Origin of the sequence: Rheinheimera sp. MM224 (assembly GCF_947090785.1) — a bacterium.
In the GTDB taxonomy this organism is placed as follows: Bacteria; Pseudomonadota; Gammaproteobacteria; order Enterobacterales; family Alteromonadaceae; genus Pararheinheimera.
The window spans coordinates 3,431,307-3,447,638 of sequence record NZ_OX352320.1; the positions used below are offsets into that span (position 1 = coordinate 3,431,307).

15 protein-coding genes and 3 tRNA genes are annotated in these 16,332 nt (G+C 48.0%); 4 read left to right on the forward strand and 14 right to left on the reverse strand.

The features are described from left to right. Nucleotides 1-344: 344 nt before the first annotated feature. The 7 genes from OM978_RS16190 to cadR all read right to left on the reverse strand — a co-directional run bounded on the left by OM978_RS16190 (nt 345) and on the right by cadR (nt 8,184). Entirely contained in the window at nt 345-698 is a 354-nt protein-coding gene (locus tag OM978_RS16190) for a copper resistance protein CopC (RefSeq protein ID WP_264343306.1), read from the reverse strand. A 47-nt stretch (nt 699-745) separates the two neighbouring features. Then, nucleotides 746-3,862, reverse strand: coding sequence for an efflux RND transporter permease subunit (locus OM978_RS16195; RefSeq protein WP_233010358.1), 3,117 nt, complete (start codon nt 3,860-3,862; stop codon nt 746-748). A gap of 9 nt (nt 3,863-3,871) precedes the next feature. Beyond that, nucleotides 3,872-5,116, reverse strand: a complete 1,245-nt coding sequence (locus OM978_RS16200) for an efflux RND transporter periplasmic adaptor subunit (protein ID WP_233010357.1) — start codon at nt 5,114-5,116, stop codon at nt 3,872-3,874. A 4-nt stretch (nt 5,117-5,120) separates the two neighbouring features. Beyond that, nucleotides 5,121-6,398, reverse strand: coding sequence for a TolC family protein (locus OM978_RS16205; protein WP_147904819.1), 1,278 nt, complete (start codon nt 6,396-6,398; stop codon nt 5,121-5,123). Between the two features lie 51 nt (nt 6,399-6,449). Then, nucleotides 6,450-6,764, reverse strand: coding sequence for a hypothetical protein (locus tag OM978_RS16210; RefSeq protein WP_233010356.1), 315 nt, complete (start codon nt 6,762-6,764; stop codon nt 6,450-6,452). Nucleotides 6,765-6,811: 47 nt separating this feature from the next. Beyond that, on the reverse strand, nt 6,812-7,696 hold the full coding sequence (locus OM978_RS16215) for a cation transporter (RefSeq protein WP_233010355.1): 885 nt from the start codon (nt 7,694-7,696) through the stop codon (nt 6,812-6,814). A gap of 68 nt (nt 7,697-7,764) precedes the next feature. Beyond that, complete coding sequence (cadR, locus tag OM978_RS16220; RefSeq protein WP_264343309.1) at nt 7,765-8,184, reverse strand: Cd(II)/Pb(II)-responsive transcriptional regulator; 420 nt, start codon at nt 8,182-8,184, stop codon at nt 7,765-7,767. 268 nt (nt 8,185-8,452) lie between these two features. On the opposite strand from cadR, the gene OM978_RS21535 reads away from it, so the two are divergent. Beyond that, nucleotides 8,453-8,566: a DUF3703 domain-containing protein gene (locus OM978_RS21535; protein WP_147904863.1), complete on the forward strand. Its 114-nt coding sequence runs from the start codon at nt 8,453-8,455 to the stop codon at nt 8,564-8,566. 482 nt (nt 8,567-9,048) lie between these two features. Here OM978_RS21535 and OM978_RS16225 read toward each other — a convergent pair whose 3' ends face one another. Continuing rightward, a complete protein-coding gene (locus OM978_RS16225; RefSeq protein ID WP_264343310.1) occupies nt 9,049-9,372 on the reverse strand; it encodes a helix-turn-helix domain-containing protein in 324 nt (107 codons plus the stop codon). Between the two features lie 535 nt (nt 9,373-9,907). Between OM978_RS16225 and OM978_RS16230 the strand changes: the two genes are divergently transcribed. From OM978_RS16230 to OM978_RS16240, 3 genes are all read left to right on the forward strand, one after another. Continuing rightward, nucleotides 9,908-12,097, forward strand: coding sequence for a Calx-beta domain-containing protein (locus OM978_RS16230; protein WP_264343311.1), 2,190 nt, complete (start codon nt 9,908-9,910; stop codon nt 12,095-12,097). Nucleotides 12,098-12,469: 372 nt separating this feature from the next. Continuing rightward, nucleotides 12,470-12,685 carry a DUF4224 domain-containing protein gene (locus OM978_RS16235; RefSeq protein WP_264343312.1) on the forward strand — a complete coding sequence of 72 codons (216 nt, stop codon included), beginning with the start codon at nt 12,470-12,472 and terminating at the stop codon, nt 12,683-12,685. A gap of 15 nt (nt 12,686-12,700) precedes the next feature. Then, a complete protein-coding gene (locus OM978_RS16240) occupies nt 12,701-13,693 on the forward strand; it encodes a tyrosine-type recombinase/integrase (RefSeq protein ID WP_264343313.1) in 993 nt (330 codons plus the stop codon). 92 nt (nt 13,694-13,785) lie between these two features. On the opposite strand, the gene OM978_RS16245 is transcribed toward OM978_RS16240, so the two are convergent. From OM978_RS16245 to OM978_RS16270, 6 genes are all read right to left on the reverse strand, one after another. Beyond that, nucleotides 13,786-13,861: transfer RNA gene (locus tag OM978_RS16245), tRNA-Phe, on the reverse strand. A gap of 10 nt (nt 13,862-13,871) precedes the next feature. After that, nucleotides 13,872-13,947, reverse strand: a tRNA-Thr gene (locus OM978_RS16250). 50 nt (nt 13,948-13,997) lie between these two features. Beyond that, nucleotides 13,998-14,073: transfer RNA gene (locus OM978_RS16255), tRNA-Phe, on the reverse strand. Nucleotides 14,074-14,194: 121 nt separating this feature from the next. After that, entirely contained in the window at nt 14,195-15,046 is an 852-nt protein-coding gene (kdsA, locus tag OM978_RS16260; RefSeq protein WP_233010775.1) for a 3-deoxy-8-phosphooctulonate synthase, read from the reverse strand. 46 nt (nt 15,047-15,092) lie between these two features. Beyond that, nucleotides 15,093-15,878: a tetratricopeptide repeat protein gene (locus tag OM978_RS16265; RefSeq protein ID WP_264343314.1), complete on the reverse strand. Its 786-nt coding sequence runs from the start codon at nt 15,876-15,878 to the stop codon at nt 15,093-15,095. 63 nt (nt 15,879-15,941) lie between these two features. Further along, nucleotides 15,942-16,316, reverse strand: a complete 375-nt coding sequence (locus tag OM978_RS16270; protein WP_264343316.1) for a SirB2 family protein — start codon at nt 16,314-16,316, stop codon at nt 15,942-15,944. Nucleotides 16,317-16,332 lie beyond the last annotated feature (16 nt).

Below are 16,332 nucleotides of genomic sequence, written 5' to 3' on the forward strand. Positions count from 1 at the left end.
TCACTGCTTTTCACTGAAAGCAGACAATCCTGCCAAAACTAAAGCTGAGCTCTCGAAAATTTCGAGACTTCAATACATCGTTAAAACGTAAAAAAGCGCACATTGATTTTTTCTTTTTTTACTAGTTATAAGCGTTCGGATTATAACGATGTAGCACAAAAAATTAGCTGTCCACTACAATAAACCGAGCAATGACATTTTTATGTAAAAAAACCACCATCAATGGAGACTGACAATCAGATAGCTATGTAAGGAACAATTGACTGCAAACGCTCCCCTGAACATCTTCGCTTTCATTTAGAGCCCTCGATGCTCAGTGGAGTTTCGAGGGCTCTTAAACAACGTCATTTCACAATGAAGCCAACTGTATTGGTTATCTCGTGTAAATCCCGACCCTTTACCATATAACTAATCGTATATTGGCCTGCCGGTAAACAAGACAGCTGAACACGATGCTCCCAATTCGTAGTGGTCCTTGGCCGAAACCCGACGTCAATAAGTGTCCCTTTCGCATCAGAGAGCATGAACTGCTTGAGCTTATGCTTTTGCGTGAATCGGACATAGAACGTATCTGGGCATGTTGGAAACACGTCGCCATCAGCAGGAGAGACTTTCCGGGTGATGGGGTGCGTTTCGGCCATGTTTGGCCACAACACTAAAGCCGTGGTAACTATCAACAGCAGTTTGATAAGACGCATACATCCTCCTTTGAGGATAAAACGCAGCTTTCGCTGCGTTCATTAGGTTATTTGTTTGACCGGATAAGCCGGCACAACGCGGGCAATACCACCAGGGTTAGCAAGGTTGACGAAATAATGCCGCCAATCACCACTGTTGCCAGTGGCCGCTGAATTTCCGCGCCGGTCCCGGTGTTAAATGCCATGGGCACAAAACCAAGACTTGCCACCAACGCCGTCATCAGTACCGGTCTTAAACGGGATAAAGCGCCATTTTCAATCGCCTGACGCCATCGCTGACCTTCTTCCTGCAATTGCTTAATAAAGCTCACCAGCACGATGCCGTTCAGCACAGCGATCCCTGATAGCGCAATAAAGCCAACAGCCGCAGAAATAGACATCGGCATGTCACGCAGCACTAAGGCAAAAACACCACCGGTCAGTGCCAGTGGCACACCACTGAACACCACCAATGAATCCCGCCAGGAATTTAACGCGCTATAGAGCAAGGCGAATATCAACAGCAGCGTCAACGGCACAACAATGGATAGTCGTTCCGATGCAGACTGCAGTTGCTTGAAGGTGCCGCCATAATCCACCCAATAGCCATCAGGCAGGGCAACATCGGCCATCACCTTTTGCACATCCTGGATAAAACTGCTGATATCCCGGCCATCAACGTTGGCGGTGACCACCACATTGCGTTTGCCACTTTCCCGGTTGATTTGGTTGGGACCCACAATTTCATTGATCCGCGCAATTTCACCCAGTGGGACATAACGCAGCTCTGCCGAATCGTCAACCGGCAAGGCCACAGGGATTTGCGCCAGTGCCGATGGGTCTTCCCGCAGCGATTCCGGTAAGCGCATCAATAATTTAAAGCGCCTGTCGCCTTCATACATCAGGCCCAGCTCCCGGCCGCCAATGGCGGTTTGGATCACCTGCTGCATCATCGCGACATCCATCCCCACCAATGCCAGGTGGTCACGCTCCGGCTCAATCGAAATCATCGGTAAACCACTGGCTTGTTCCATCCGGGCATCAACCGCCCCAGGTACATCGGCAAGCACAGCAGCCACTTTCGCGCCGACGGCATTCAGTGCATCCAGATCATCACCGTAAATCCGAATGGCTACATCCGCTCTGACCCCGGCAATGAGCTCGTTAAAGCGCATCTGAATAGGCTGCGTGAACTCGTAATTGTTGCCGGGGACTTTTTCCACGATTGCCCGGATACGCCGCTCTACATCCGCTTTGGTGTCCGAAGGCTCTGGCCACTGGCTACGCTCTTTGAGCATGATGAAGGTATCTGCGACATTCGGTGGCATCGGATCGGTCGCTATCTCCGGAGTGCCAATTTTAGAAAATACCCGTTCCACTTCAGGCACCTGTGCAATTTTTGCTTCCAGCGCCAATTGCATCTGAACGGATTGCGCGAGGCCGGTGCCGGGAATACGCATGGCATGCATCGCAATATCCCCTTCATCGAGCTGGGGTAAAAACTCACTGCCCATTCTGGAGGCCTGCCACACAGAGCCACCGACCAGAAGCAGGGCTGTAATGGCAACAAGCAACGGCTGACCCAATGCAAATTTCAGCATCGGATGGTATGTGCGACGCACGGCAACCATCAGACGGTTTTCTTTCTCAGAGATAGGACCACTGACAAACAAACCGATGGCCGCTGGCACAAAGGTCAGGGCCAGGATCATGGCTCCCAATAATGCCGCAATCACCGTGAAAGCCATTGGCTCGAACATTTTGCCCTCGACACCACTGAGCGCAAAAATCGGCAGATACACCAGCATGATGATAAAGACACCAAACATTGCGGGCGTGATCACCTCTTTCGTGGCGTGATAGACAATCTCCAGCCGTTCAGACAGCGTCAGTAACCGGCCATGATGATGCTGGGCCATGCCTAAGCGGCGAAGACAGTTTTCAACCACGATCACCGCACCATCGACAATCAGGCCAAAGTCAATCGCGCCAAGACTCATCAGATTACCGCTCATTTTATTAGCTGCCATGCCAGAGATAGCAAACAGCATACTCAAGGGGATCACCAGTGCCGTGATAATAGCGGCGCGGATGTTACCCAAAAATAAAAACAGCACGACAATCACCAGCACCGCGCCTTCAAACAGATTGCGCTTCACCGTATCGATGGTTTTATCAACCAACACTTCCCGGTTGTAGCTGATTTCCGTTTGCACGCCTTTGGGTAACCGCTGATTAATATCTGCAAGCTTCTGGGCAACATCCTGTGACACGGTTCGGCTGTTTTGGCCAAGCAACATCATCACCGTGCCAAGGACCACTTCCTGTCCGTCCTGCGTCGCAGCGCCGGTGCGAAGCTGTTTGCCGATAGCCACCTGCGCGACGTCTTTGACCCGGACCGGGGCATCATCGCGTTTTGTCACGACCAGCTCTTCAATCTCGGCAATGGATTGCAGCTGACCTGGTGAGCGGATCAACCATTGTTCCCCATTGCGTTCAATGTAGCCTGCACCGATATTGGCATTGTTGCGCTCTAAGGCATCGGCAAGATCATCCAGCGTCAACTTAAACGCCAGCAATTTGACCAGATCAGGGGCCACCTGATATTCGCGGACAAAACCACCAATAGTATTGATTTCCGTCACGCCTTTGACTTTCAGCAGCTGGGGTTTTATCACCCAATCCTGAATGGTCCGCAGATCTTCAGCGGTATAAGGCTTGCCATCTGCATTCAGTGCCTCGCCGGTGGCTTTAACGGTATAGGAAAAAATCTCGCCAAGCCCCGAGACAATAGGCCCCATTTCCGGCTCAATACCTGGTGGAATATCCTGACGGGCCATCTGTAACCGCTCGGCCACTTGCTGTCTGGCCCAATAAATATCGGTGCCTTCTTCAAAGACGACGGTCACCTGAGACAAACCATAGCGGGATAACGAGCGGGTGTATTCCAGCTGTGGCAGACCCGCCATCGCGGTTTCGACCGGATAGGTGATGCGCTGCTCAGATTCAAGCGGGGAATAACCAGGCGCAGCCGTATTGATTTGGATCTGCACATTGGTAATGTCGGGAACCGCATCAACCGGCAGTCGTACTGTCTGCCAAACGCCCACGCCGAGGATCAGCAGTCCGAAGACCATCATCATCCACGGGCGACTGAGCGATAGTCGCAATATATTCTGGATCATGGTTGGCTCCTAGTGTTCATGGCTGGCGCCAGACTTCAGGATGTCGGCTTTGATTAAAAAACTATTCTGGGTGACTACCTCAACTTGTTCTTCCAGACCTGACAACACCTCGATAAAGCTGTCGTCACTGGCACCAAATTCCGGCATTCGCACTTCATAAATATCACCAACCCGGATGAACACAACGGTCTCACCGTTAAATTCCTGCAGGGCTGATTTCTTCACGATTTGGCGCGCTTCCACCGAGGCCACTTCCACATCGGCTTTCACGTGCATACCCGGACGCCAGTACCCGTTGTCATTACGCACAACTGCACGGGCTCTGGCGATATGGCCACCGGTCATTTGTGGCGCAATATATTCAATCTGGCTGGAAGTTTGCTCTTCACCATGAACATCACGCACGACCACCGGATTGCCCCGCGCCATTTTGGCGGTATCCCCCGGAAAGGCCGACATTTCGACATACACGGTGGATAAATCACTGATCTCCACTAACGCCTGGTCCGATACCTTTTCTCCGGGATTCACAAACCGGTTAGTAACTTCACCGTCCGACAACGCCTTAATGCTGTAATTTTTTAATGTCGCTGCGTTTTGTACCGTGGCCACAACCTGACCTGCTTTGACCTTGTCGCCAATCCGCACCGCCACACTTTGCACGACGCCCGGATAGACCGCACTGAGCCTGCTTTGCTGCTCAGGGATCACCGATACCACACCAAACAAATGCGCCTGAGTGCGAATACGACCTGAAGTCACAGGCTCGCTGATTAAACCGGACTCTTTTGCCACATCCGCTTCAAGTTCGGTGCGTCCCTCGTAGGACTCAAAGTGCCAGGTATGATTTTGACCTTTGGCACTGAGTGCAACTTCCACTTCAAATGAATGCGGCTCTGCGACCGGCTCCTGACTGACCAGCATGTCACCACGTGGGCGCAAAGTCAGCACATCCCGACGACCTCCCAGACGCTCCAGTGTCAGTCCGGCCTGGTAAGTCCCGGGGGCCAGAGGCTCTCCATTATCAGATGTAAATAAACGAAACTCTGGTTTGCCGCCGTTTTCACTGAGGACCACTTCCAGTGTCAGCGAGCCTTTTTCCAGTAAATGCCCGCCATTGGGACCTTTTTTCTCTTCGGTTTGCGCGTGTTCGTCAGCATGATCATGCTCTTCGCTGGCTTGTAACGGGCCACAAAACCCTGTGAATGCCGTCAATAGTAAAGCCGTTGATATAAAACGGATGTAATTCATCATATTGTTATTCCTTCATGCGGGATGGTAATGCAGCGGGTCCGTTGACCACTAAAGGCATTCCCACCAGACGTTCGAGTTCGACTAACTGACGGTGAAACTGGGCCTGAGCGTCAATCATGTTGCGTTTGGCGCTAAGCAAATCTTCATGGGCAGAGAGCAAATCCGTCATATCAAAGATGCCGGTCTCATACCCTTTAAGTGTGCTTTGCACCACCGACTCCGCCGCCGGAAGAATGGCCTGTTGCTGATCATGAATTTGCTCTGAAAGCAGGGTTAATTGCTGATATAACCGGCCCGTTGAGAGCTGCAATTGCTGACGACTTAGCTTTAACTGATGCGCCGATCGCTCTGAAGTCACCCTCGCTGCCTCAATCTCACCGGCATTAGGGTTTGAAAGTGCCAAAGGCATGCTGACACTGAGCACAAACGCATTCTCATTCAGCTGCTCGTTACGGCGCACCCCAGCCCCGACCGTAAGATCGGTTTGGCCATTGGCGATCGCCAGATTTTGCAGCGTGCCCGCCAAACGCTCCTGTGTCAGATAGAACCCAAGTTGTGGCGAGCTATCAAGCGCTGCCAGCATCTCATTGAGCGATGGCAGCATCGGCAACACTGCCAACTGCCCCTGCACCGTATCGAAATCCGGTTCATTGGACCAATTGGCGGCTAACTGGCGTACTGCAACCTGCAGTTCGGCTTTGAGCGCTTTTAAATCCATCTGGCTTTTGAGCACCCGACTTTTCAGCCGCAATACATCAGCGTCAGTGACCAGTCCTGCCCGTGACCGCTCTGTCGCAACCTGCAGTGCGTTTTGCTCCATCACCAGGCGTTCAGCGGTCCAGCTGCGTACCGTTTGCAATTCCAACACATCCAAATAGTCGGTCATGGTTTTGGCCAGAACATCCACCCGGTCGAGTTCGTATTGGGCCTGTGTCAGTGCTTTCCCTGCACTTGCGCTCTCCAGGCGGCGCTGACGCTTGTCGCCGAGTTCAATAAGCTGACTCAATGTCAGCGTGAGCTCTGCGCTTTTAACGCCACTGAGGCTGCCATTTCCAAGGACGTTCTCCACAGAAACACCAAGCTCAGGGTTTGGTTTAAGACCAGCCTGTAAGGTTTTCGCTTCATCAATCCGAAGCTGATAGGGATAAAGTTGCAGTTGTGGACTGCTCGTTAACGTTCTTTCTAACGCTGTAGTGATCGCAAGCTCTTGCGCCGTCACCGAAAAAGATGCGACACACAGCAATGCCAAGGCAACAGCGCCTTTGCAATAAGGGCGAGACATAGAAATTCTCCATCAAATGTAAAATCAAGTTATTAACTAAAAACGATGATCTCAGACATTTGGCGGGGGCACTGCAGGGGCATACGTCATGCTGAAGGCTTCAGCATGGGAAAACGGGACGATGGTCTGAACAACGGACTCTGCCGATGCGCTTGTCATATAAGCGACAAAACACAGCACATGTGCATGGACCTCATGTGGGTCGTCCATATCATTGACGGCCTCATTGGCGTGCATCATTTGATGTTCATTGTGTTGGTGCGCAGCATTATCCCCGAAAGAAATCAGATTATGATGTTCTGTAGGCAAATGCACGACGATGCTGTCACAGGCTACAAAAGCATGATTAAGCATAATCGTGAGCATAAACCACAATATCCATCGGGAATAGTGAGACACAGCAAACCTTTATGTTAAGCGCGTAGCGCTAATATACGTCTTGCACCATCAAGGACAATTATCCCAATGATACCGCCAATCACTAAATCCGGATAGCCCGATCCCGTCCAGGCAACTAATCCACCGGCAACAATCACCCCGAGGTTCGCCAGAACATCATTGGTCGAAAATATTTTGGTCGCTTTCATGTGTGCACCGTCACTGCGTGACTGTGAGATGAGATAAAGGCATAAAGTGTTTGCTATAAGTGCCACACTCGCCATCACAATCATCAGCGTCGACATGGGTTCAGTGCCAGCCCAAAACCGTCGTGCTACTTCGAACAACACACCGGCTGCAAGCAACGCCTGCAACCAACCTGAAAGATGGGCAGCCCTGACTTTTTTGGTGGCGCTAAGGCCAACAGCCAACAAGGCAACGCTGTAGACGGCGGCATCGGCCAGCATATCTAACGAGTCGGCAATAAGGCCGGTGGATTGTGCCCAGACTCCGACAATAAGTTCTGTGACGAACATCACGGCATTAATCGTCAATAATCGCAGTAATAGCTTACGTTCGTCAGCATCAGCTTTGCTGTTATCAGCTGACGCAGTTGGGTCGGCCTGAAACGGCGCTGAGCTTTGCAGTACAGCACCTAAATTTAATGCTTCCAAGCGTTGGGTGATGGCGTCCGGACTGCCTTGATGCACCACATCAAGCTGCCGGTCTTGCAGGAAAAATTGCAACTGCTGCACCTGTGGCAACGCGCCAAGCGCCATCCGGATCAGATTTTCTTCTGAGGGACAGTCCATCTTGCGAATGTGGTAACGGGTTTTGTGGTGCAAATCTGATGCAGAACACTCAGGCAACTGAGCATTTTCAGAGACTTGCACCTGAGCTTTACATTGGCAATCTGACATGGTGGCCTCACTTTGAACAAGATATCTCTATTAAAAACTATAAAGCCACTTTAAGGTCAACAGTTTTTTCACCGATGTTGTACACAATCACTGGTACATGGATGCACCAGATTTTTCAGGATCTCACAGTCTTTGACCTGATGGTCATTCTGGCAGAGCGTCCGTAACGCCTGCAAATCCGCTTTTAATTGATGAAGTTGGGTTAATTGCGTGTCTAAATGCCCCAATTGCTCATCGATCAGCGTATTGACCTGCCCACAAGGTTGGCTGGGAGCTTCACGAAACTTCAGGAGTTGCCGGACCAACGACAGACTCATATCAAAGGCCCGGCAATGCCGGATAAACTGCAAATCTTCGAGATGGCGCTGCTGATAAGTCCGATATCCGGAGGCGGTCCTTGCAGGAGCGGCTAACAATCCCTGCTTTTCATAAAATCGGATGGTTTCTGTTTCACATCCGGCCAGCGCCGCCAGTTCACCAATTTTCATTGCCTTTCACCAACTCTAAAGTTACTTTAACCAGTAATGTATCATAATGCAGACAGCTGAAACTGCATTTTAATTGATCAGGGATAGTGATGGAACCAAAGGTCTTGCTTGCCTATGAGAGACGTTTTGCATATATGGAGTTTGCCCATATTCTCGGTCAGCTGTCATGTGGAGTTACTTGAAGATGCTCTGGTAGGCCCTTCGCACGGCAGACTGGCGCGAAATGGCCGGGCAAAACTATCGGTTGTTGTAAACACCTTTTGGACATATCTTTGAGCGCCTGCCATCTGGCAATACGGGGCGGTCGAACGTCAGTGCCTTTAAGCCGATGTCCATTCCGGAAGAACTCAGAGAAATTTTAACGCCTGTAGGTAAAAAGTAGGGCTCGTAGTCCTCACCCTGCGCGCGTAAATGCACTTGAGCTATTCCTGATTCACTTGCCACGACGACCCAAAAGTCAAAGCTCGTTTTTTCGCTTGCAAGCATGTTAAGCCGATCAGGATAAATCAAGCTCAATTTCGTAAGAATAGATCGTGCTAGCAATTAGCGTTAGTCGAGAAACTGAATCTGATCCAGTCAGTTGGCACTGGTTTGTGAACTACAACACCTGCTCAACGTTGACTTCAATTGGGGGCGGTGGCCAACTGAATTTAGCCAACTAATTTGGAAGAGAATCTCAGAGCTCACGAAAAAACGAATGTCCACAAATAAGGCAAAGCAGAGATTTGTTTTTTTCGTGAGCACTTTATCAGGACAACTATAATTCGCTCATAACGGTTCATAGCTGAATGCACGTAGTTGTTGGTGCCCCCCGCCACATACATTTTGGCGACATAGACTACCGAGTTAGACTTGGCCGATACATCAAGTGTCAATGTCAGGGCTTACGTTTCTAATGAGTTCAATAGCACGTAGTTTGTCTTCAGCAGTCAGCTTATCAAAAGCCTTGATCATCTCCGCCATATCGTCGGATTCACAAAACAAATAGGCCACAGGCACGTTGAGCTCTTCAGCAATTCGTTTGAGAGTTGCGAAATCAGGCATATGCCGCCCTTTTTCGTAATGGTTCATGCGACTACTGGCTGCGCCTGGCTCAATGCCGATGCGAACTCCCAGTTCCCGCTGACTGATCCCCAAACGGTCTCTCGCTTCCTTGAGCCGGATTGGAAATGGATTAATGATTTGCACGAATAATACATTCTTAATTCCTGAATACTTAGATTGTCTAAGTTTTTACACTTGCAGTATACTTAGGAATCCTAAGTGGTCAACTCGTCACAGTCAGCCCTAACCCCGGGAATACTGAGTGCAAAGATGTGTTGGTGGCTAAATTCAACAGAGCTAATTCAAAAGGTAATCAGCTTTTAGGTCGTGTCACTGCTTCACAGAGTGTGTTGATCGAATTTAAGTCACATGAAGCTGAGGTTTTGGCGGCACGAATGTGTGGCTACAACCGTTTAGATGTGGGCCACACACGAGGTAAATTGTGGCCACACACGAGGTAAATTGTGGCCACAACGTCGAGATTAATTGGGGCCACACCGAGCAAGGTTAGTTTTGCTTGTGGCCATTTTATTGCTGAATTGAGGCCAAAATAGCAAAGCGCTAGAGTACCCAGCTTTAATTCGGTTTAGACATACACGGAGCCAACTATGAAATGGATAGACTAAGTCGTTCCTAATTCGTGCAACTCTGGCTAAATCACCTAACATGGATACCCTGAATGAAATTTACAGCCCTACATGTTGTATTAAGTAGTACGTTGATGCTGCAATCATCATTATTGAGCGCAACAAATCTCAATACTGTTATCGATCACGGCCCGCTTGTCACTCCGGCAACTGAAGCGTTCAAAAAGGCGCTGGATAAGCAGTCTGCCAAAAAGTTGCTGGCTCAGGCCAACGTCATGGCGAATGCTTCTGGCGAACCTGCAATCATTGACGTAGGTGTCGTTATGCACAGTTCATGGATTGAAGCCATGAAGGACCCGATCACGACGGATGCGAATGGCAAATATTACGAAAACGGTGCGCAGTTTGCTCTGGCTCGCATTAAAGCTCAGTTCGATTACTTTAACGAAACCCTACAAATGCAGAGCGTCAACGCCAGAGTTCGTCCGGCATACTTTGCATCTGTAGATAGTGAGACCGTTGCTTCCGGCGGTATAACTCAATTAGACGAATTTAATAATGTCCTTGTTTGTGTGTTCTTCGCTGATAATCATCCGTCTTATAGCGGATTAGCCGAACGCTGTCAGGTCCAGGGCTTAACGCGGGTACGTGATATTGTTCAAGGACAAGTAGATTTGGTGTACTACATCCGCGAACAATTGGAAGGTGATGACGCCGCTGGCCGTGGAGCTTATTTCTCTGGCCCTTCTGTGTATGACTCCTATCGTATTGCAGCAAAGACCGCAAAAAGCGAAGGCGCGACTGAAAGCCGCTTAAACGACCTTCGTTTCGGTTTTTATAATGCGTCAATTTTCTCCCATGAATCAGGCCACGTTATGGGTGCTATGCACGAAGTGTGGGCAGATGAACCTACTTTCCCTGACGGTCACAACCGTGCGTATGCTTGTGGTGTTCGTGCTGATGGAGTGCCTCGCGTAGATAACGATTTAGAAAGTCGCCGCAAAACGATTATGTGGCATGAACTGGGTGATCATCACCGTTTCTTCTCTGATGAAGATATAGTTGTGGATGGTGATCACTGCGGTGTTCGCGGTGAAGCCAATAACATTGAGTATGTTCGAATCAACGCTCCTCTAGTGGCTCAAAACTTTACAATGAACGCTCCGACTTCCACTGTTGGATTTGTGATGGACACCATCATTGTTGGCCGCCAAGAAGGTAAAGCAACTCTTATGCTGCGCCGGACAGGTGATTTAACTATGCCTGCTTATTTATCAATGACAGCCAAAGATGGCACTGCATGGGAAAACCGTGATTTCACCTTCGGGCTGAAAGAAATTGCATTTGCTGCCGGAGAAGCAGAAAAGTCCGTGGATATTACCCTACTGCCTCGCAGTAAAGGACATTCTGACACCAAGTTTACTGTAGTGTTTCAAGCTGCTATGGGCGCAACATACAACGCAACTGAAGCCGAAATAACTATTCTGAGTGACAAAGCGATTCAAGCAGGTTCGGTACAATTCGCTCTTGCTAGTACGAACGTTATGGAAGGTGATACAGCTCAGATGCAAATTAACCGCCTAAACGGTACTGACGGTGATATTACGTTCAAAGTCACAGCTACAGATGGCACAGGTGTAAAAGGGACTGATTACGCGGCAGAGACTGTCGTTAAAACACTGAAAGACGGTGAAAGTTCTGCGATGTTCGATGTATCGACAACTAAACGTCAAGGTTTACAAGGTGATCGCACAGTAAGCCTGAGCATTTCAGAAGTTGCTGGTGGTGCTGTGCTGGGCCAGATTGGGCAAGCTACGCTAAATATCAAAGATGTTGCTGAAAATGGCTCACTTTCGTTCTCAGCCGCGACAGCCTCAGTGAATGAAAATGCCACTGTAACACTGACTATCAGCCGGACTAACGGTACTGATGGCGAAGTCGGTGTTCGGATGCAAAGTGTCAATGGTACAGCGTTGGCCGGAACCGATTTTACAGCAGTAGATCAAGTCGTCACTATCCCTGCGGGTCAGGCTTCGGCTACCGTAGTTATCGCCATGACGAACCGCACAGGCAGCCAGGGTTCACGTTACTTTGATGTAGTGCTGAGTAATGCAACAGGTGGTGCTGCTCTAGGTGCTACCACTACAACTCGTATCACAGTGAGCGATGTAACAACGGCCCCACCAACTGAAAGTGATTCATCTGGTGGTGGTTCACTGGGGACGTTCTCTCTGCTAGGACTGGTACTGCTGGCTATCCGCAGACTTAAAATAACCAAGTAATATAGTTCCATCTGATAAGCCGCTAGAAATAGCGGCTTTCTTGTCAGCTAGCACGCAGCGAACACCAATTAACACAAACGCAACAATCTTAAGTAAAAGCTGAGAAACTACTTTTCCAGAAATTTTTTATTCATTACTTTTATCGAACCTAAATCCGCTAAAAACTCAAATTAACCTCGAAGAAATAGGAGAATATATTTTATTGAATATATGTTAAATTTTTTTCCTGCTAAAAAATATTCTTTTGAATACTACTTAAGTTTTTCAGAACATTTCATTTACATTCAGCAGCTTGCAATCAAACACACCGCTCCATAAACTGATTACAACAAAGAGTTAATTGCTGCTAACTAGAGCAGATTCGGGAATTATATGAGTGATTTTTTTCTAACATCAGATGAGCTGAAAACACTGACCGGATACCGGAAAAAATCATTACAGATCCAGCATTTGAGGCAACACGGCATTCGCTACACGGTAAATGCCCTGGGTGAGCCGATCGTCATTCGTGAATCAATTCATGAATTAATGAGATCTCCTAAAGCCCGCACGAAAAAGCATGTTGGACTAAATCTACCTAACGAATAAATGTGGAGTTTTTGCATGGGACGACCCAGAACAGTTAATAGCAACCTGCCAAAAGGCATGTACCTAACAAAGGGGGCTTACTATTTCATTGACCATAAAAAAAAATGGATAAATCTCGGACACAGTTTATCTGACGCAATGGTTGAGTATTACAAACTACTACCAGATATACGCAACATTTCAAAACTAGGGGATCTATTTGATCGTTACATGGCCGAGATTTCGCCAAAGAAATCTGCAGCCAGCTATCAATCGGATTTAACTGCGATGCGCCAATTACGTCCTGTAATGGGAAATATGAGCCCAAACGATCTTACACCGCAGGATGTATATAAATATATTGATTATCGCAGCAGGACAGCCCCTGTGCGCGTTAATCGTGAGATTGCTCTACTATCCCATGTTTACACTAAAGGGATCAGGTGGGGAGGAGCTCAGCTAAATCCATGCCGGGATGTTGAACGCAATAAAGAACGTCCGAGAACCAGGTATATTACAGATAGCGAATTTTCCTCATTCAAGAAAATTTTGCCGTTGTGGTTGCAATTGTACGTGGAGCTGAAATACCTCACTGCATTGAGGCAAAGTGATTTACTAACGCTGAAATTTGATATGGTCACAGAACATGGTTTATTGGTTACACCAAACAAAACTGTCAATTCATCTAAGGCCTGCATTCTGATCGAATGGACCCCAGAATTACTAAATGTGATTAACTCGCTCAAATTACTGCGCAATAAACACATAGAACAGCAGTATTTTTTTGTCGGTAGAAATGGAGCCCCTTACACACCTGGCGGTTTTCGTTCGTTTTGGCGAACCTATATGAAAAAAGCATTGAGTGAAAAAATAATTGATGAATCGTTTCAGGAGCGTGATATCAGGGCAAAAACAGCGTCTGATATTGGTCTTTTATCTGATGCAAGGTTGCTGCTGGGTCACGAATCTGATAAAACGACTACAAAGTTCTATACTCGCTTGCCTCAGAAAGTCAGGCCGCTAAAATAGAGTTTTTGGAAAGCACGGATTTATTTGGAAAAAGTTATGCAGTGTTGGAAAACAAAAAGCCCCGCAAATGCTTGCAGGGCTTGATGTAATAGTGGTGCCCAGAGGCGGAATCGAACCACCGACACGCGGATTTTCAATCCGCTGCTCTACCGACTGAGCTATCTGGGCGTAACGTGAATGGTGCCGCTTATCCGAGTCGAACGGATGACCTACTGATTACAAGTCAGTTGCTCTACCAACTGAGCTAAAGCGGCAACCTAAACTGGGTGACATGATTACAAAGGAATCACATCACTAAAATTAATGGTGCCCAGACGCGGAATCGAACCACGGACACGCGGATTTTCAATCCGCTGCTCTACCGACTGAGCTATCTGGGCAACGGGGGGTATTAAACGGATTTCGGCGATTCAAGTCAACTTATTTTTTAGTTGCTTGAATCGTTAGCTTAATACTTGAACAAAGCGGACATTTTTTAAGAGTTTTGTCCGCATTTTTCCATCAATTTGCCGATGTATCCAAAGGCGCAAAAGATTTGACTAACTGATCCAATTCTTTCATTTGCTGCAGATAGGCTTCCAGTTTATTCAGTGGTAAAGCACAAGGGCCGTCACATTTGGCTTCATTTGGATTTGGATGCGCTTCGATAAATAAACCAGCTAAACCCAAAGCCATACCAGAACGAGCCAATTGAGCCGCCTGAGCACGACGGCCATCAGCAGAATCAGCACGGCCACCTGGACGCTGCAACGCATGAGTGGCATCAAAAATTACCGGAGCGTATTGCTTCATATCGTCCATGCCCAGCATGTCGACCACCAGGTTGTTGTAACCAAAGCTGGAGCCACGTTCGCAAAGGATAATTTTATCATTACCCGCTTCCTGAAACTTGGTGATGATATGACGCATTTCGTGAGGTGCTAAAAACTGTGGTTTTTTCACGTTAATCACAGCACCGGTTTGCGCCATAGCTATGACTAAATCGGTTTGACGGGCTAAAAAAGCCGGCAACTGAATCACATCCACTACTTCAGCCACAATAGCGGCCTGATAAGGTTCGTGCACGTCGGTGATCAGCGGCACGTTAAAGGTTTTTTTAATCTCTTCAAAAATTTTTAAACCTTCTTCCATGCCAGGGCCGCGGTATGAATGCACAGAAGAGCGGTTGGCTTTGTCGAAAGAGGCTTTAAAGACATAAGGAATGCCCAGCTTCTCTGTCACTTTGACGTAGTATTCCGCCACTTGCATGGCTAAATCACGCGACTCTAAAACGTTCATGCCACCAAAGAGCACAAAAGGTTTGTTATTGGCGACTTCAATAGCGCCAACCTGAATAGTATGTTGGTTTGTCACTTTCAATTCCTCAGACAAAATACCGTTGCTTGCGCTCATATTACATCTAATGGAGCCACTGTGGGTAGGACGACAGCTGACGGATTTGTTGTTTCATATGATCATTCGACGGGTCATCCGGTTTTTGATCAACAAAATACTGATAATCGCTGATTGCTAAAGACCAATGATCCAGTAACTCAGACAATAAGCCCCGCTCGCGATGTAAATAAGGATCCCCTGGCTTTTGGTCCAACAAATGCTGCACTACAGCCATAGCCAGTTCACGTTTGCCCAGCGCCAGCAACAGCTGCTTTTGCAACTGCCAAAGCCCTGCACAAAAACCAGCAAAATCTACAGCTTGTGTCGCAAGTTCCTGAGTAAGACTCAGCGCCAAACCATTTTCAGGGTTTAACAAACATTGCCAGGCGCCGGTGTAGGGGTCTACCCACACCTTCTCAGCTTTGGACAAATGCACCTGCACCAGGTATTCGCCTTTGTAACGCACTATATCGCTCTCAAAACCCGCTTGTTGCAGCCAGCATAACAGCAGCAATACCAGCACTAAGGGGTCGGCTTCACGCTGACTAATAGCGTAACTTAGCAATGTAGGCTGATGCATCTCTTCAATCAGCAAAGGTTTGATAGGTGGGGTAAAAAAGGCGTCGCGGTAGAAACTGTCCACATAACGAGCCAGAGCATTCATAGTCGGCATTTTTTCAGCGCTGGCAGGTGCCATGGCAAACCAGCTTTCTCGTGCCCGCTGAATTTCTCCGGCATCCGTCCACTGCTGCTCTATAGCTAACAATAACTCAAGCAGGGCCGAACCCTGCTGCTTTAACTCAGACTTCATGTACTACCTAAAACCATGAAAAATAAAAACAAAAATTGAGGTTATCCTAAGCAATCAGCTAGTTTAACCAAAAAGCAGTGGGGTTTTCGTAATTGCAACTTTAGCCACCAGCGCCAGCCAGCTTAAGGCTCCAATAAAACCAACCCAACGCATCAGCAAAGTACGGCCTTTTAACGCCATCACAGCCAAACCAATGTAAGCGAATAAACCAAAGAGCTTTTCGGTTAACCATGGTGTTTGAAATGGGTATTGCTGAATGGTCAACATCAGGCCTATAGCCGTCAGCAATAAAAAGGTATCGACCACATGAGGTGCAATTTTAAAGAACTTTTTTTGCAGCAAAGCTGAAGATTTTAAACTCAATAAAAACCGCACAGCCAAAAAAGACACACTGAGCGCGATAAACAACATATGAGAATGTTTTAATGCCATATACATAAAAAATAGTCCTTAA